Source organism: Sphingomonas sp. TREG-RG-20F-R18-01, from assembly GCF_022662475.1.
Taxonomy (GTDB): domain Bacteria; phylum Pseudomonadota; class Alphaproteobacteria; order Sphingomonadales; family Sphingomonadaceae; genus Sphingomonas.
In genome coordinates this window covers 126,733-143,442 of sequence record NZ_JAKNQQ010000007.1, presented here as the reverse complement: position 1 = coordinate 143,442, position 16,710 = coordinate 126,733, and the positions used below count along the sequence as shown (strand labels likewise).

At 67.3% G+C, this 16,710-nt stretch carries 14 protein-coding genes; 5 read left to right on the top strand and 9 right to left on the bottom strand.

The features are described 5' to 3' along the window. The first annotated feature begins 195 nt into the window (after window positions 1–195). Entirely contained in the window at window positions 196–1,392 is a 1,197-nt protein-coding gene (locus L8K25_RS17630) for an acetyl-CoA C-acyltransferase (RefSeq protein WP_242140296.1), read from the top strand. Between the two features lie 489 nt (window positions 1,393–1,881). On the opposite strand, the gene L8K25_RS22825 is transcribed toward L8K25_RS17630, so the two are convergent. Together L8K25_RS22825 and L8K25_RS22820 are read right to left on the bottom strand one after the other, a co-directional pair. Continuing rightward, the gene (locus tag L8K25_RS22825; protein ID WP_347341160.1) at window positions 1,882–2,481 is read right to left on the bottom strand and encodes an OsmC family protein; all 600 of its coding nucleotides are present in this window, start codon (window positions 2,479–2,481) and stop codon (window positions 1,882–1,884) included. Next, window positions 2,400–3,080: an alpha/beta fold hydrolase gene (locus L8K25_RS22820; protein WP_347341159.1), complete on the bottom strand. Its 681-nt coding sequence runs from the start codon at window positions 3,078–3,080 to the stop codon at window positions 2,400–2,402. The genes L8K25_RS22825 and L8K25_RS22820 overlap by 82 nt, the downstream gene beginning before the upstream one ends. A 53-nt stretch (window positions 3,081–3,133) precedes the next feature. On the opposite strand from L8K25_RS22820, the gene L8K25_RS17620 reads away from it, so the two are divergent. Beyond that, a complete protein-coding gene (locus L8K25_RS17620; RefSeq protein ID WP_242140295.1) occupies window positions 3,134–3,946 on the top strand; it encodes an SDR family oxidoreductase in 813 nt (270 codons plus the stop codon). Window positions 3,947–4,176: 230 nt separating this feature from the next. Here the strand turns inward: L8K25_RS17620 and L8K25_RS17615 are convergent, their stop codons facing one another. The 4 genes from L8K25_RS17615 to L8K25_RS17600 all read right to left on the bottom strand — a co-directional run bounded on the left by L8K25_RS17615 (window position 4,177) and on the right by L8K25_RS17600 (window position 9,338). Continuing rightward, entirely contained in the window at window positions 4,177–5,562 is a 1,386-nt protein-coding gene (locus L8K25_RS17615) for a dihydrolipoamide acetyltransferase family protein (RefSeq protein ID WP_242140294.1), read from the bottom strand. Beyond that, the gene (locus L8K25_RS17610; protein ID WP_242140328.1) at window positions 5,562–6,569 is read right to left on the bottom strand and encodes an alpha-ketoacid dehydrogenase subunit beta; all 1,008 of its coding nucleotides are present in this window, start codon (window positions 6,567–6,569) and stop codon (window positions 5,562–5,564) included. The genes L8K25_RS17615 and L8K25_RS17610 overlap by 1 nt, the downstream gene beginning before the upstream one ends. A 163-nt stretch (window positions 6,570–6,732) precedes the next feature. Beyond that, entirely contained in the window at window positions 6,733–8,031 is a 1,299-nt protein-coding gene (locus L8K25_RS17605) for a 3-methyl-2-oxobutanoate dehydrogenase (2-methylpropanoyl-transferring) subunit alpha (protein WP_242140293.1), read from the bottom strand. Between the two features lie 305 nt (window positions 8,032–8,336). Continuing rightward, window positions 8,337–9,338, bottom strand: coding sequence for a fumarylacetoacetate hydrolase family protein (locus tag L8K25_RS17600; RefSeq protein ID WP_242140292.1), 1,002 nt, complete (start codon window positions 9,336–9,338; stop codon window positions 8,337–8,339). A 137-nt stretch (window positions 9,339–9,475) separates the two neighbouring features. On the opposite strand from L8K25_RS17600, the gene L8K25_RS17595 reads away from it, so the two are divergent. Then, the gene (locus L8K25_RS17595; RefSeq protein WP_242140291.1) at window positions 9,476–10,630 is read left to right on the top strand and encodes an acyl-CoA dehydrogenase family protein; all 1,155 of its coding nucleotides are present in this window, start codon (window positions 9,476–9,478) and stop codon (window positions 10,628–10,630) included. Between the two features lie 51 nt (window positions 10,631–10,681). Here the strand turns inward: L8K25_RS17595 and L8K25_RS17590 are convergent, their stop codons facing one another. Next, a complete protein-coding gene (locus L8K25_RS17590; RefSeq protein WP_242140327.1) occupies window positions 10,682–11,119 on the bottom strand; it encodes a c-type cytochrome in 438 nt (145 codons plus the stop codon). A gap of 298 nt (window positions 11,120–11,417) precedes the next feature. On the opposite strand from L8K25_RS17590, the gene L8K25_RS17585 reads away from it, so the two are divergent. Next, complete coding sequence (locus L8K25_RS17585) at window positions 11,418–12,857, top strand: amidohydrolase (RefSeq protein ID WP_242140290.1); 1,440 nt, start codon at window positions 11,418–11,420, stop codon at window positions 12,855–12,857. Then, entirely contained in the window at window positions 12,854–14,152 is a 1,299-nt protein-coding gene (locus tag L8K25_RS17580) for an amidohydrolase family protein (protein WP_242140289.1), read from the top strand. Before L8K25_RS17585 ends, L8K25_RS17580 begins: the two co-directional genes overlap by 4 nt. Before the next feature lie 137 nt (window positions 14,153–14,289). Here the strand turns inward: L8K25_RS17580 and L8K25_RS17575 are convergent, their stop codons facing one another. Both L8K25_RS17575 and L8K25_RS17570 read right to left on the bottom strand, forming a co-directional pair. Continuing rightward, complete coding sequence (locus L8K25_RS17575; protein WP_242140288.1) at window positions 14,290–15,078, bottom strand: crotonase/enoyl-CoA hydratase family protein; 789 nt, start codon at window positions 15,076–15,078, stop codon at window positions 14,290–14,292. Between the two features lie 11 nt (window positions 15,079–15,089). Then, complete coding sequence (locus tag L8K25_RS17570) at window positions 15,090–16,625, bottom strand: acyl-CoA synthetase (protein WP_242140287.1); 1,536 nt, start codon at window positions 16,623–16,625, stop codon at window positions 15,090–15,092. Window positions 16,626–16,710 lie beyond the last annotated feature (85 nt).

The window sequence follows — 16,710 nt, the reverse complement described above, 5'->3', positions numbered from 1 at the left end:
CACCTTTCCTCTCGGGCAGCCAGCCATTGTGGCACGGTGGACCCTGAAACAAGTTCAGGGTGACGCCGGCTTTGGAGTGCCCTCCCGCCCCTTCGGAAATACGCTCGCCCTCGCACAAACAAACGGAAGCTCTTTACGCCACGACGCCTCCCCCTCTACAACCCACCATACCCGATCCTCGAAAGGTCCCCCATCATGCGTGAAGCCGCGATCGTTTCCACCGCCCGGACGCCGATCGGCAAGGCGTATCGCGGTGCGTTCAACGTGACCGAGGCGCCGGTGCTCGCCGCGCACGTGATGAACGCCGCTGTGACCCGCGCCGGGATCGACCCCGCGCGGATCGACGAGATCTTCTGGGGCGTCGGCAACCAATGGGGCAGCCAGGGCGGCAACGCGGGGCGGATGGCGACCTTCGCCGCGGGGCTGCCGCAGACCGTTCCCGCCTTCACGCTCGATCGCAAATGCGGCTCGGGGCTGACCGCGATCGCGCTCGCCGCGCGGTCGATCCTGTGCGACGAGATCGACGTCGCGCTTGCGGGCGGGATGGAATCGGTGAGCCTGACCGTCACCAAGGATGCGCCGCGTTTCGTCAACAGCTCGGTCACCGACCGCGAGCCAGCCGCTTACATCCCGATGATCGAGACCGCCGAGATCGTCGCGCAACGCTACGGGATCACCCGCGCGGCGCAGGACGCCTATGGGGCGCAGAGCCAGCAACGCGCCGCGCGCGGGCTGGAGACGGGCGCGTTCGTCGAGGAGATCGCGCCGATCACGGTCGAGAAGGCGCTGTTCGACAAGGCGGGCGCGCGCACCGGCAGCGAGACGGTGACGCTCGCGCAGGACGAGGGCATTCGCCCGGGGACGACGCTGGAAGCGCTGTCGGGGCTCAAGACGGTGTGGCCGGGGGGCGCATTCACCGGTCCGGGCGAGACGATCACCGCGGGCAATGCGAGCCAGCTGTCGGACGGCGCATCGGCGCAGATCGTGATGGATCACGCCACCGCCAAGGCCGAGGGCCGCGACGTGCTCGGGCTGTACCGCGGGTTCCAGGCGGCGGGGTGCGCGCCCGACGAGATGGGGATCGGCCCGGTCTTCGCGATCCCCAAATTGCTCGCGCGCGCGGGGCTGAGCGTCGCGGATATCGGCTTGTGGGAACTCAACGAGGCGTTCGCATCGCAATGCCTCTATTGCCGCGACACGCTCGGGATCGATCCGGAGAAGTATAACGTCAACGGCGGCGCGATCGCGATCGGGCATCCATTCGGAATGACCGGGTCGCGCCTCGTCGGCCACGCGCTGATCGAGGGGCGCAAGCGCGGGGTGCGCTGGGTGGTTGTGTCGATGTGCACCGCGGGCGGGATGGGCGCAGCGGGGTTGTTCGAGATCGTGTAGCGCGCCAGGCTGACCCGCGACCACCCCGACGAAGACGGGACGTCTGCGAAACTTGGGTTACCGACCGGTCATCTCCTGTTTTCCCGCGAAGGCGGGAATCCAGAGCCAAGCAGAACAACGATTACAGTTCTCGTGACTCCTGGACTCCCGCCTTCGCGGGAGAACACCTATGGTCTCGCGAAGGCCGGGGCCGTGTGGTTATCGGGCGCGACGGAGTGCCGTATCGCCGGTCGCGGGCGCCGGACATGGCGGCCCCGGCCTTCGCGAGACCTCTGCGAAAGTCGCTTTGTTGGCCCTTCCCGTCACCCCGGCGCAGGCTGGGGCCGCCATGTCAGGGGGCAAAACCGGCGATACCGCACCCAGCCGCCTCGCGGCGCCCGGATAATTACACGGCCCCGGCCTTCGCCGGGGTAACGGATGTGGGATCGAGCGACTTTCGCAAAGGTCTTGCCTTCGCCGGGGTAACGCGTTCAGCTACCCCAGGCTCCCTCACTCCGCCAGCCGCGTCTCGATCCGCGGGTCGCCTGCGAGCGTGCGATGCACCGGGCATTTGTCCGCGATCGCCAGCATTCGTGCGCGCTGTGCGTCGGTCAGCGCGCCTTGCAGCGTCACCACCCGCTCGAGCACTTCGATCTGCGGCCGCCCGCCCGCCGCCGCGGCGCAATCATCGGCGTGATGGCGGCGGTGGTGCAACGTCACCGCGACACCGTCGAGCGGGATCCCCTCGTTCGCCGCGACCAGCCGGAGCGTCATCGCGGTGCATGTCCCCAGCGCGGCGAGCAGCAGGTCGTACGGCGTCGGCCCGAGATCGCTCCCGCCCATCCTGAGCGGCTCGTCCGCAAGGAAGCTGTGCCCCGCCGATTCGACGATCTGGACGAATTTCGCCTCGGTCGAGGTCACGCGGACATGGCCCTCGGGCACCTCTCCCACCGGCATCGCCGCGCCGAGGAACGGCTGGACCCAGGCGGCGATGAGCTGCGCGGCATAGCTCGCCTGCGCCGGATCGGTCAGCAGATGGTCCGCGCCATCCAGCGCGACGAAGCTCTTGGGGTGTTTCGCCGCCTCGAAGATCGCGCGCGCATTCTCCACCCCGACGGTCGCATCGGTCGCCGAATGCAGCACGAGCAGCGCGCGCTTGAGATGCGCGAGCCGGTTCGCCTGGTCCTGCCCCTCGACCGAGGCGAGGAACTCGCGCCCGATCCGGAACGGCCGCCGCCGATCGACACCTCGCGCGGTTCGTCGGCGAGGTCGTCCGCCCCCTTGATGAGATGGAGCACGTGGCGCGGATCGAACGGTGCGGCGATCGTCACCACCGCGCGCGCCGCCGGGATATGCTCCGCCGCCGCGATCACCGCAGCGCCGCCGAGCGAATGGCCAATCAGGATGTCGGGTGCGCCGATGTCGCCCGCGAGGAAATCCGCCGCCGCGACCAGATCCGCGACGTTCGCGCTGAAGTGGCTGTCGGCGAACGTACCCTCGCTCGCGCCCAGCCCGGTGAAATCGAACCGCAGCGTCGCGATCCCCTGTTCGGCGAGCGCGAGGCTGACGCGGCGCGCAGCGTGGCTCTGCGCGGTGCAGGTGAAGCAATGCGCGAACAGCGCGACCGCACGCACCCGGCCCGGCGGGCGCTCGAGCGATCCCGCCAGCATCACGCCTTCCGCATTGGGGAACCGAACCTCGCGCTTCATCGTCTGTCTCCGTGCCGGCGGGACGATTGCCCGCACCCGGCACGCGCTCTACCATGCGCGGACACATCGGGGGAAATCGCATGGCGCACGGCACGACGTTGATCACCGGCGCGTCCGCCGGCCTTGGCGAACGCTTTGCGCTCGCGGTCGCGGCGACGGGGGAGAACGTCATTCTGGTCGCGCGCCGCACCGACCGGCTCGAGGCGCTCGCGCAGCGGATCCGGGTCGACCATCAGGTCGCCGCCGACGTCATCGCGAGCGACCTCGCCGCGCCGGGCGCGCCCGAAGCGCTGATCGCCGAAGTCGCGCGGCGCGGGCTTGCGGTCACCACGCTGATCAACAACGCGGGCTATGGCGCGCGCGGCGCGTTCGCCGAACTGGATGGCGCGATGCAGGCGCGGATGATCGACCTCAACTGCCGCGCGCTGGTGGAATTGTGCCATGCGGTGCTGCCGGGGATGCTCCAGCGGCGCGACGGCGCAATCCTCAACGTCGCCTCGACCGCGGCCTTTCAGCCGGGGCCGTGGATGAGCGTCTATTATGCGACCAAGGCGTTCGTGCTGAGCTTTTCCGAAGGATTGCACGAGGAAGTGAAGGCGGGCGGCGTGCGCGTGTCGGCCCTGTGCCCCGGGCCGACGCGGACCGAATTCGCCGAGGTGGCGGACATGGGGGATAGCGAGCTGTTCAAGCGGTTCGCGACCGAGCCCGACGTGGTGGTCCGCGACGGGCTGCGCGCGCTGGCGGCGAACCGCGCGGTCGCGGTTTCGGGGCTGCTTAACAGCGTGATGGCGGGCGCGATCCGCTTCACGCCGCGCGGGGTGGCGCGATCGATGGCGGGGTCGTTGCAGAAGACGCGGGGGAAGTAGGGGTTCCTCCCCTACCTCTCCCGCGCAGGCGAGACCCCCGCGAAAGTCAGTTTATGCCCCCACTTGCTGTTTTCCCGCGAAGGCGGGAATCCAGGGCTAAGCAAAACGCCATCTTACAGCTCTCGAGACTCCTGGGCTCCCGCCTTCGCGGGAGAACACTTGTGCCTCCGCGGGGATGACGGAATTTGGCGAGGGCAAGGCGCGCCTGCGCCCTGCCCCGCCCGCGCCCCTCAGTTCGCGAAGAGCAGGACCGGCGTTTCCAGATACTTGCGCAGCGCCTGGACGAAGCTCGCGGCATCCCAGCCGTCGACCACGCGGTGGTCGCAGCTGATCGACAGGTTCATCAGCTTCGCGCGCACGATCTCGTCGCCGACAAATATGGGCCGTTCGACGATCTTGTTCGGGCCGATGATCGCGACTTCGGGGCGGTTGATGACCGGCGTCGTCGCGATCCCGCCGAGCGGGCCGAGCGAGGTGACGGTGAGCGTGCCGCCGCCCATCTCGCTGGGCGCGAGCTTGTTCGCGCGGGCGGCTTCGGCGAGGCGCACGATCTCGGTCGCGAGCTGCCAGACGTTGCGGTCCTGCGCGTCGCGGATGACGGGGACGGTGAGGCCCGCGTCGGTCTGCGTCGCCATGCCCAGGTGCACGCTGCCGTGCCGCGTGACCACGCCCGCCTCGTCGTCATAGCGCGCGTTGAGCATCGGGAACGCCGGGATCGTCTTGCAGATTGCGACGATCAGCAGCGGGAGCAGCGTCAGCTTGGGGCGTCCGCCGCGGTTAGCGTTGAGGTCCGCGCGCATTGCCTCCAGCGCGGTGACGTCGATCTCGTCGACATAGGTGAAGTGCGGGATCGCACGCTTCGACGCGGCCATGTTCTCGGCGATGCGGCGGCGCATGCCGATGACCTTGATCGCCTCGTCCGCGCGGGCATTGGAGGCGTGCGGGGCGTGATAGCCTTGCGCGCCGCCGTAGCGGAGGAACGCGTCGAGATCGCTGTGGCGGATGCGGTCGCCCTCGGCCTTGATCTGCGAGAGGTCGACGCCGAGATCCGCCGCGCGCGCGCGGACCGCGGGGGACGCGAGAACGCTCTTCTTCTCGTGATCTTCCTTCCCCGGCGAAGGCCGGGGCCCAGTCGCGGAGGTCGAGGTTGGTGAGGACGGCGCTTCGTTACCAGCCGGCCGCGACTGGGCCCCGGCCTCCGCCGGGGAAGAAGAAGAGGAAGCGGACGAGGGAGAAGAAGTGACCTCCTCCACCCCCGGATTCTCCGCCTCATATTGCTGCGCGACCTCGACCTGCTCCGCGCTCGCCGGTGCGGCCTTCAGCTCCGCCGGTTCGTCGCTCCGCAACGCAGGCGCTTCCTCGGCGGAAACGTCGGCATCGGTCTCGATCACCACCAGCGCCGCGCCGATCGACACCTGGTCGCCGACTTCGCCCGCGAGTTCGACCACCACGCCCGAGACGGGCGATTCCATCTCGACCGTGGCCTTGTCGGTCATCATGTCGGCGACCTGCTGGTCCTCCTCGACGCGTTCGCCGACCTTTACGTGCCAGGCGACGATCTCCGCCTCGGAAATGCCTTCGCCGATGTCGGGGAGCTTGAAGGTAAAGCGTGCCATTATGCGTCCTTCATAATCTTCTTGAGCGCCTCGCCGATCCGGACCGGACCCGGGAAATACGCCCATTCAAGGCTGTGCGGATAGGGCGTGTCGAACCCGGTGACGCGCTCGATTGGGGCTTCGAGGTGGTAGAAGCAACGCTCCTGCACCTGTGCAGACAGTTCCGCGCCGAACCCGCTGGTCCGCGTCGCCTCGTGGATGATCATGCAGCGCCCGGTCTTCTCCACCGATGCCGCGATCGTCTCGATGTCGAGCGGCACCAGCGTGCGCAGGTCGATCACCTCGGCGTCGACGCCGGCCTCCGCGATCACCGCCAGCGCGACGTGGACCATCGTGCCGTACGCCAGGATCGTCAGCGCCTCGCCGGGACGGACCACCTTCGCCTTGCCGAGCTCGATCTTGTAATAGCCGGTCGGCACCTCGCCCGCGGGATGCTGCGACCAGTTTTGCGTCGGGCGGTCCCAATGGCCGTCGAATGGACCGTTGTAGATCCGCTTGGGTTCGAAGAAGATCGTCGGATCATTGTCCTCGATCGCCGCGATCAGCAGGCCCTTGGCGTCATAGGGGGTCGAGGGAATCACCGTCTTGACGCCCGAGATATGCGTGAAGATCCCCTCGGGGCTCTGGCTGTGGGTCTGCCCGCCGAAGATGCCGCCACCGAACGGCGAGCGCACCGTGATCGGCGCGGTGAATTCCCCCGCCGAACGATAACGCAACCGTGCCGCTTCGCTGACCAACTGGTCGAGCGCGGGGTAGATGTAATCCGCGAACTGGATCTCGGGGACCGGGCGCAGGCCGTACGCGCCCATGCCGACCGCGACGCCGATGATGCCGCACTCGGTGATCGGCGTGTCGAACACGCGGGTCTTGCCGTATTTGCTCTGGAGCCCAGCGGTCGCGCGGAACACGCCGCCGAAGTAGCCGACGTCCTCGCCCATCACGACGATGTCGGGGTCACGGTCCATCATCACGTCCATGGCGGAGTTGATCGCCTGGATCATGTTCATGCGAGTCGATTCAGTCATGCTGCTGCACCCGCCGCGACTGCGGCTCTGAAAACCTTCTTCGTGGCTTTGTGGCTTTGTGCGAGAAATTTTGACTCGCACGAAGACACTAAGCCACGAAGAAAGAAGGAGGACATGGTGGCTGCGCCGCTGGGCCGGGCACCCATCACTTGCGCGCCCATGGGCGGCCGCTGGCGGTTTCCTCGGCGATCATTTGCGCCTGCTGTTCCTTGAGATGCCACGGCATCTCCTCGAACACGCCGTCGAACAGCGAGTCGAGCGGCTGGTGCAGGCCGTGGCCGAGCACGCCGTTGGCTTCGGCCTGCTTCTGCGCGGCCTTGACCATTTCGGCCAACTCCTTGTCCTGCGTCGCGTGGCGCTCCTCGTCCCATTCGCCGAGCGCGATCAGATGCGCCTTCAACCGCGCGATCGGGTCGCCGAGCGGCCATGCGGTCGGCTCGCCCGCCGAGCGATATTGCCCCGGATCGTCCGAGGTCGAATGACCTTCGGCGCGATAGGTGAAATGCTCGATCAGCGTCGGCCCCTGATTGGTCCGTGCGCGCTCCGCCGCCCAGGCGGTCGCGGCATAGACCGCGAGCGCGTCATTGCCGTCGACCCGCAGCCCTGCGATCCCGTAGCCGACCGCACGTGCCGCGAAGGTCGTCGATTCGGCGCCCGCAAAGCCTGAGAAGGACGAGATCGCCCACTGGTTGTTGACGACGTTGAAGATCACCGGCGCGCGATAGACACTCGCGAAGGTGCAGGCGGAGTGGAAGTCGCCCTCGGCGGTCGAACCCTCGCCGCACCAGGTCGCCGCGATCCGCGTGTCGCCCTTGGCCGCGCTCGCCATCGCCCAGCCGACCGCTTGGGGGTATTGCGTGGTGAGATTGCCCGAGATCGAGAAGAAGCCGGCTTCCTTGACCGAATACATGATCGGCAACTGCTTGCCCTGCAACCGATCCGCGCTGTTCGAATAGATCTGGTTCATCATGTCGACCATCGACCAGTTGCGCGCGATGAGCAGGCCCTGCTGGCGATAGGACGGGAAGCACATGTCCTCGTAATCGAGCGCATAGGCCGCCGCGACCGCGACCGCCTCTTCGCCGGTGCACTTCATGTAGAAGCTCGTCTTGCCCTGCCGCTGCGCGCGGAACATGCGTTCGTCGAACGCGCGGACCTGCGCCATGCTGCGCAGCATCGCGCGCAGCGTATCGGGGGAGAGCCGCGGGTTCCACGGGCCGACCGCCTGGCCATCCTCGTCGAGCACGCGGACGAGTTGATACGCCAGATCGGTAAAGCTCTGCGCCGCATCGCCAATGTCGGGGCGGCGGGTTTCGCCCGCTGCGGGAATCGGAACCTGCGTGAAGTCGACCGCGTCGCCGGGCCGGAACTTGGGCTCGGGCACATAGAGCGACAGCGGTGGCAGGTTCTTCTTCAGATGGGCCGGGACCGGGTCGCGTGCCATATACTCTCCAAGCGGACGCCTCTCCGGCCGATGGCCAGCGGGCAGATTCGTTCTATGCGCGGCGTTGTTATAAAATTTCGCGGGGCTTGGCGAGGGGGTCTGCGCCGGGTGACGCAAATTCCGTGGGTTCCGTCGCTTTTCCGGTCTTCTTTATTCCTTCCCCAGCGAAGGCCGGGGCCCAGTCGAGGGCGCGTTGTTGTCTGACGCTGCGCAAGATTACAGCAACCTGCGCTACTGGGCCCCGGCCTTCGCCGGGGAAGAAATGAGGGATGAGATGAGGGAAGAAAAGGTAGCGCCTCGCCCCCTTACCCCACCGTCTGTTCGATCACCCCGAAGATCGGGTGCCGCTTGTCGTCCTCGGCCCAGATCCGCACGGTATCGCCCGCCTTGAGGAACGGCGTCTTCGCGCCCCCCTCGAGGATCGTCTCCACCGTCCGCACCTCGGCGAGGCACGCATAGCCGACGCCGCCCGCCGCGATCGGCTTGCCCGGTCCGCCATCCGAATCGCGGTTGGAGACCGTCCCCGACCCGACGATCGTCCCTGCCCCCAGCGCGCGCGTCTTGGCGGCATGCGCGATCAGCGTGCCGAAATCGAAGGTCATGTCCTCGCCCGCCGCGACTCGCCCGAACGGCTGGCCGTTGAGGTCGATCATCAGCGTGCGGTGGAGCTTGCCGTCCTGCCACCAGTCGCCGAGCGAGTCGGGCGTGACGAACACCGGCGAGAAGGCGCTCGCTGGCTTGGACTGGAAGAAACCGAAGCCCTTGGCGAGCTCGCCCGGGATCAGATTGCGGAGCGAGACGTCGTTGGTCAGCCCGACCAGCCGCACCGCCGCCAGCGCGTCCTCGCGGCTCGCGCCCTGCGGCACGTCGCCCGTCACGACGACGACTTCGCCCTCGAAATCGCAGCCCCAGCTTTCGTCCGCAAGCGGGATCGCATCGCGCGGGCCGAGGAACCCGTCGGACCCGCCCTGATACATCAGCGGATCGTGCCAGAAGCTGTCGGGCATCTCCGCCGCGCGCGCCTGCCGCACCAGGGCGACGTGGTTCACATAGGCCGAGCCGTCCGCCCACTGATACGCGCGCGGCAGCGGCGCGGCGGCGGCATGTTCGTGGAACCGCCGCATCGGGATCATCTCATGCTCGAGATCGGTGCTGAGATTCGCGAGATCGGGGGCGAGCCGGTCCCAGTCATCGAGCGCCGCCTGCAGCGTCGGCGCGATGTGGCTGGCGTCGGCATACCAGGCGAGATCGTTCGACACGACGACGAGGGCACCGTCGCGGCCGGACTTGAGGCTTGCCAGTTTCATGAACTCTCCTGCGATTTTCCCCTAGCATACCCCCCTGCCCGGGCGTGTCGAGCGCGGGCTGTCGCGATAGTGATTGACGTTCGCGTCATCCCCCCGCACATCTCGACAAAAGAAGGTTGCAAGAGAGGACTGATCTGATGACGCTCGACTCCGTCGCCGGCCGCTTTGCGTATACCGAAGATCACGAGGCATTCCGCCAGACGGTGCGGAGCTTCCTGCAGAAGGAAGGCGTCCCGCACGTCAATCGCTGGGAGGAAGACCGGCTCGTCCCCAAGGATTTCTGGCGCAAGGCGGGCGAGATCGGGATGCTCTGCCCGACCGTGCCCGAGGCTTACGGCGGGCTGGGGCTCGACTTTGGCTATAATGCGATCGTCGACGAGGAGATGGCGTATAATGGCGTGCCCGCGGGCTTCTCGCTCCAGTCCGACATCGTCTGCGGTTATCTCGAAACCTATGGGTCGGAAGAGCAGAAGGGGCAGTGGCTCCCCAAGCTCGTCTCGGGCGAGGTGATCACCGCGATCGCGATGACCGAGCCGGGCACTGGATCCGATCTCCAGGCGATCCGCACGACCGCGAAAAAGGATGGCAATCACTATGTCATCAATGGGTCCAAGACTTACATCACCAACGGCCAGAACACCGACCTGACCCTGGTCGTCGCCAAGACCGACCCCGATGCCAAGCCCGCGTGGAAAGGCATGTCGATCATCCTGGTCGAAAGCGACCGCGAGGGGTTCAGCAAGGGCCGCAAGCTCGACAAGATCGGGCAAGACGCCGCCGACACGTCCGAGCTGTTCTTCGAGGATGTCCGCGTGCCGATGACCAATTGCCTCGGCGAAGAGGGCAAGGGTTTCATCTATCTGATGAGCCAGCTGCCGCAGGAACGCCTGTCGATCGCGGTGTCGGTCCACGCGTCGGCGCAAAAGGCGTTCGACGAGACGGTCGAGTTCACCAAGACGCGCAAGGCCTTTGCGGGGATGGTGTTCGATTTCCAGAACACGCGCTTCGTGCTCGCGGACCTGAAAGCCAAGCTGCAGGTCGGCTGGGCGCATCTCGACTGGGCGATCACGCGGCATCTGAAGGGCGAACTGACCAACGAGGAAGGCGCCGCCGCCAAGCTGTGGCACACCGATCTGCAATGGGAGGTAATGGACGCCTGCCTCCAGCTCCACGGCGGCGCTGGCTATATGAACGAATATCCGATCGCGCGCGCGTGGCGCGCTGCGCGGGTGACGCGGATCTTCGGGGGGACGAACGAGATCATGAAGGAGCTGATCGGGCGCTCGCTGTAGCGCGCGACGCGACGGAGCGGGAGCGCCGCCCCTAGCCGCACCAGGGCGTCATCACCGCTGCGTCTCCAGATAGGCGATGACATCCGCGCGATCGAGCGGATCGGCCAGTCCCGCGAACCCCATCGCCGTGCCGGGCGCAAAGCGCCGGGGGTTGGCGAGCCAGGCATCCATCCGCGCGCGCGTCCAGCGTCCGCCGACCGCCTGCAATGCGGCCGTATAGGCGAAGCGCGGACTGTTCTGGCCGATCTCCTGTCCCATTACCCCGTACAGGTTGGGTCCCCCGAGATCGGGTGCGCCCCGGCCGATCGAATGGCAGGCGGAGCACCGGGTGAAGAGCCTGGCGCCCGCAGCGGCGCTGGCCACCCGCGCGAGCGCCGCCACCGACGGCATCGGCCCCGCCGCACGACGGCGCGCTTCCCTGTCGTCGGGCGAACAGGCGGCGAGCACCAGCGCGGCGGCGAGCGCAAGGATCATCGATCGGGACACCATCATGCCACCGTACAGGGCGGCATCCTGTCCTACAAACCGGATTGCTGCTAGGATCCCGCTTCGCTCTTTGACAGCATTGCATGCCACCGTCCGCCTGTAAAAGTCTGGAAGGGGCAGGAAAGAAGCGCCGCTTCGCGATCGTTTTCGCCTAACTTTCCCCTAACCTTCCAAGTCCGACCGACGGTAGCGCGCACGGGATATCGAACCGCCACACGCGATCGGCAAGGCTGTTGACAGCCTCCCCATCCTGCCGGATTACTCCACCAATACAGCGCGAAACGCGCGAAGGGGGTTGGGCATGAAGCATATCGGTTTGGCCACGGTGGCGCTCGCCGCCCTGCTGGCGGGCTGCGCGAGCGATGGGGGTGGCCATCCGGCAAGCGTTTCGACCAAGGCGGATGCCGCCAAGGGCTCGGGCAAGGGTCCCGGCGTCGGCAAGGGGTTCAGCCATGATCCCTTCCCATCGACCTACAAGCGCTATCCGGGCACCCCGACGCTCGTCACGCACGTCACCATCTTCGACGGCGAAGGCGGCAGGATCGACAATGGGTCGGTGCTGTTCGCCGACGGCAAGATCGTCGCGCTCGGCCAGAGCATCGATGCGCCGGCCGGCGCGACCGTGATCGACGGCACCGGCAAGACGCTCACGCCCGGGATCATCGATATTCACAGCCATCTCGGCGACTATCCGACGCCCGCGGTCGAGGCCAATTCGGACGGTAACGAGGCGACCAGCCCGACCACCCCCGAAGTCTGGGCCGAGCACAGCGTATGGCCGCAGGACCCCGGCTTCAGCCGTGCGCTCGTCAATGGCGGGGTGACGACGCTGCAGATCCTCCCCGGTTCGGCGAACCTGATGGGCGGCCGCTCGGTCGTCATCAAGAACGTCTATGCGCGCACCGAGCAGGGGATGAAGTTCCCCGGCGCGCCTTACGGTCTCAAGATGGCGTGCGGCGAGAACCCCAAGCGCGTCTATGGCAGCAAGGGACGCGAGCCCTCGACCCGGATGGGCAACATCGCGGTCGACCGCCAGACCTGGGCGAAGGCGGTCGAGTATAAGCGCAAATGGGACAAATACGAGAAGGACGGCGGCGAGGTCCCCGGCCGCGACATCGCGATGGACACGCTCGCAGGCGTGCTGTCGGGCGAGATCCTCGTCCAGAACCATTGCTACCGCGCGGACGAAATGGCCATCGTCATGGATATGGCGAAGGAGTTCGGCTACCACGTCAGCGCGTTCCACCACGCGGTCGAGGCGTACAAGATCGCCGATTTGTTGAAGCAGAACGGGACCTGCGCCGCGGTCTGGGCGGACTGGTGGGGCTTCAAGATGGAGTCGTACGACGCGATCGGCGAGAATCTCGCGCTGCTCCAGAAGAACGGCGCGTGCGCGATGATCCACTCGGATGACGAGAACGGAATCCAGCGCTTGAACCAGGAAGTCGCCAAGGCGCTCGCCGCCGGGCGGCGCGCGGGGATCCAGATCTCGGACGCGGTCGCGTGGGAATGGCTGACCTACAACCCCGCCAAGGCACTCCACATCGCCGACAAGACCGGCAGCCTCAAGCCCGGCAAGATGGCCGACGTCGTGCTGTGGAACGGCAACCCGTTCAGCGTCTATACCCGGCCCGAGAAGGTGTGGATCGACGGCGCTTTGCTTTACGACGCGAACGACCCGAAACGCCGACCGGTTTCTGATTTCGAACTTGGCCAGCCCGGCTCGGGAGATGTGAAGTGAAGCGCCTGCTCCTCCTCTCCGCCGCGCTGCTGGCAACCCCCGTGGCGGCGCAGACCGTCGCGATCACCAACGCCAAGCTCGTCATCGGTGACGGCTCCGCGCCGATCGAGGGTGGCACCGTGATCGTGCGCGACGGTCGCGTGGTCGCGGCTGGGCGCGGGGTCGCGGTTCCCGGCGGGGTCGAAACGGTCGATGCGGGCGGGCGCTGGGTCACCCCCGGGATCGTCGCCGGCTTTACACGGATGGGGATCATCGAAGTCGACGGCGTCGACGAGACCGCGGATGCTGGCGCGAAGACCAGCCCGTTCCACGCCGCGATCGACATCGCGTCGGCGGTCAATTCGAGCACCAGCGCGATCCCGCTCAACCGCGCCGAGGGGGTGACACGCGCGATCGTCGCGCCCGACAACGCCGGGTCGATCTTCGCGGGGATGGGCGCGGTGATTGATCTCGGGGCGGACCGTTCGCCGGTCACCCGGCCGCGCGCGTTCCAGTTCATGGAATATGGCGTGGACGGCGGGCGCGCCGCCGGGGGGAGCCGGCCCGCCGCGATCGCGATGTTCCGCAACGCGATGGCGCAGGCGAAGGACTTCGCGCGCGACCCCAATCACTATGCCGACCAGGGCAAGGGCGCGCTGCTGACTCGCGCCGATGCCGAGGCTCTTGTTCCTGTGGCGAACGGCAGGATGCCGCTGCTCGTTCATGTCGAGCGCGCGTCGGACATGCTCGCGCTGATCGACCTCAAGCGGGATTTCCCCGCGGTGAAGATGGTCTTCGTCGGCGCGGCGGAGGGCTGGATGGTCGCGCCGCAACTCGTCGCGGCGCGCATCCCGGTGATTGCGTCGGCGCTGACCGATCTGCCCAATTCGTTCGATCAACTGGGCTCGACCCAGTCGAACGTCGGGCGGATGAAGGCGGCGGGGGTGCTCGTCGGACTGGGCACGATCAACGACAATGACGCGCGCCAGGCGCGGCTCGAAAAGCAATATGCGGGCAATCTGGTCGCGTTGACCAAGCTGCCGGGCGCGACCGGGCTCGACTGGAATGCGGCGTTCGCGGCGATCACCTCGGTGCCGGCGGAAGCGATCGGGATGGGTGACGAGATCGGCTCGCTCAAGGCGGGGCGGCGCGGCGATGTCGTGGTGTGGGATGGCGATCCGCTGGAACTGGGGACCGGGGTGGCTGCGGTCTATATCGACGGGGTGAAACAGCCGCTTCGGACGCGGCAGGATGCGCTGCGGGATCGGTATATGGTGCCGCAGGAGGGTGCTTTGCCGAAGGCGTATGAGCGGTAGAGCGACCGATCGAACACGGGCACTTCCCCGGCGGAGGCCGGGGCCCAGTCGTGATGGTCGATGGAGAGGGCAGCTACGGAGCTACCCGCGGCCCGCGACTGGGCCCCGGCCTTCGCCGGGGAAGAAGGCCGACCGGTTCAATCCGCGTCGTGAAACACCGCAGGCCGTTTCTGGATGTTCGCGGCGACCTGCTCCATCATCGCGGGCTTGCCGATCACCGCGACCTGCTCGGCGGTCTCTGCCTCCAGCAACGACCGCGCATCCGCATCGAACGCCAGGTTGCACAACCGCTTCGCCCCGCGGATCGCATTGGGGCTTTTCGCCGCGATCAGATGCGCAAGCTCAAGCGCCGCCGCATGCGGCGCATGGGCGATCCGCGTGACGAACCCGTGGTGGAGCGCCTCGTCGGCATCGAACTCGCGCGACGTATAGACCAGCTCGCGCAGCACGTCGTCGCGCACCAGCCCGCGCCAGATCGGGAAGCCCGCCATGTCGGGGACCAGCCCCCAATAACTCTCTCGGATCGCGAAACGCGTCCCCGGCGCGGCGATCCGGATGTCCGCGCCCGACATGATCTGGAACCCGCCGCCGAACGCGACCCCGTGCACCGCCGCGATTACCGGCATCGGCAGGTTGCGCCACCCCCAGGTGACATGCTGCGGCAGGATGCTGCCCTGCGCGTTGCGGTCGACCGTGCTCAGCCCCGATCCGCCCCCCGCCATGCTCGTCATGTCGAGCCCCGCGCAGAACGCCTTGCCCTCGCCCGACAGCACGACGCAGCGGACGTCCTTGCGCGTGTGGAGCGAGTCGATCGCCGCGCCGATCCCCTCGAACATCGCGGGGTCGATCGCATTCATCTTGTCCGCGCGCGTCAGCCGCACGTCGGCGACGTGATCGGTGACGGTGATCGAAACCCGGTCGTTCATGCTCTTCTCCATCAGACGATCCGGCTGCCCGTCTCGCCCCAATAGTGGTCTCGCAGCAGCCGTTTGTACAATTTGCCCGTCGCATGGCGTGGCAATTCCGCGGTGAAATCGATCTGCCGCGGGGTCTTCACCCCCGACAGTTCGGCGCGGCACCAGGCGATCAGCTCAGCGGCAAGCTCCGGCCCCGCTTCGTCCATGTCGACCGGCTGGACCACCGCGACGACGCGCTCGCCCATCTCCGCATCGGGCGCGCCGATCACCGCGACGTCGGCGACGCGCGGATGCGTGATCAAGCGGTTCTCGATCTCCTGGGGGTAGATGTTGACGCCCCCTGAGATGATCATGAAGCTCTTGCGGTCGGTGAGGTACAGATAGCCGTCCGCATCGATCCGCCCGATATCGCCGAGCGTCGACCAGCCGAACGCGTTGCGTGCCTCGGCGGTCTTCTCGGGATCATTGTGATATTCGAACGCGCCGCCGCCCTCGAAATAGATCAGCCCCTCCTCGCCCGCCGCAACCTCCGCGCCATCCTCGCCGCAGACATGCAACACGCCATACGCCGCCTTGCCGACCGACCCGCGATGCGCGAGCCATTCGGTCGAGGCGATCGTGGTGAGGCCATTCCCCTCCGACCCGGCGTAATATTCGAACAATACCGGCCCCCACCAGTCGATCATCGCTTCCTTCACCGGCACCGGGCACGGCGCGGCGGCATGGATCGCGACCTTGAGGCTCGACAGATCGTGCCGCGCGCGCGCCGCGGGATCGAGCTTGAGCAGCCGGACGAAATGCGTCGGCACCCATTGGCTCGCGGTGATGCGATAGCGTTCGATCGCCGCCAGCGCGGCTTCGGGCTCGAAATGCTCCATCATCACGACCGTCCCGCCAAGCCGCTGGACCGTCATCGACCAGCGCAACGGCGCGGCATGATAAAGCGGCGCGGGGCTGAGATAGATGCTGTCAGGGCCAAGCCCGTACAGCCCGCGCGCGAGCATTTCGAGCACGGTCGTCGCGGCGATGTCGGGGTCTTCGGGAAGTGCGACGCGGACCCCCTTGGGGCGGCCGGTGGTGCCCGAGGAGTAGAGCATGTCGACCCCGGCGCGTTCGTCGGAGATCGGGTCGGCGGGCATGGCGGCGACTGCCGCGTCCCAGTCCTGCCAGCCGGGGATGACGCCGCCGACCGCGAACCGCTGAAGCTCGGGCGCAACCTGTTCCGCAACCGCCGCGAGCCCCGCCGACGCGACCACCAGCTTCGCGCCCGAGTCCGCGAGGATATAGCCGACCTCGGGCGCGGTCAGCTTGGTCGATATGCAGACGAAGAACAGCCCGCTGCGCTGCGCGCCCCAGGCAATGTCGTAGAATTGGGGGGTGTTCTCGCAAAACAGCGCGATCGTGTCGCCCGCTTCCAGGCCATGCGCTCGAAAGAGCCGCGCGGCGCGGTTGGAGCGCTGGTCGAGCTCGGCGAAGCTGATCGTCTCGCCGGTTTCGGCGACGATCAGCGCGGGCTTGCCCGGATCGCTCCGCGCATGGACGCATGGGTGCGACATTCGCCGGCCTCTCCCCTGTAGATTCGTTTTCTTTTGCAACGGGAAGCTAGCGCGAGACGAAGCGCGCGGCAACGGGGCGTTTTCC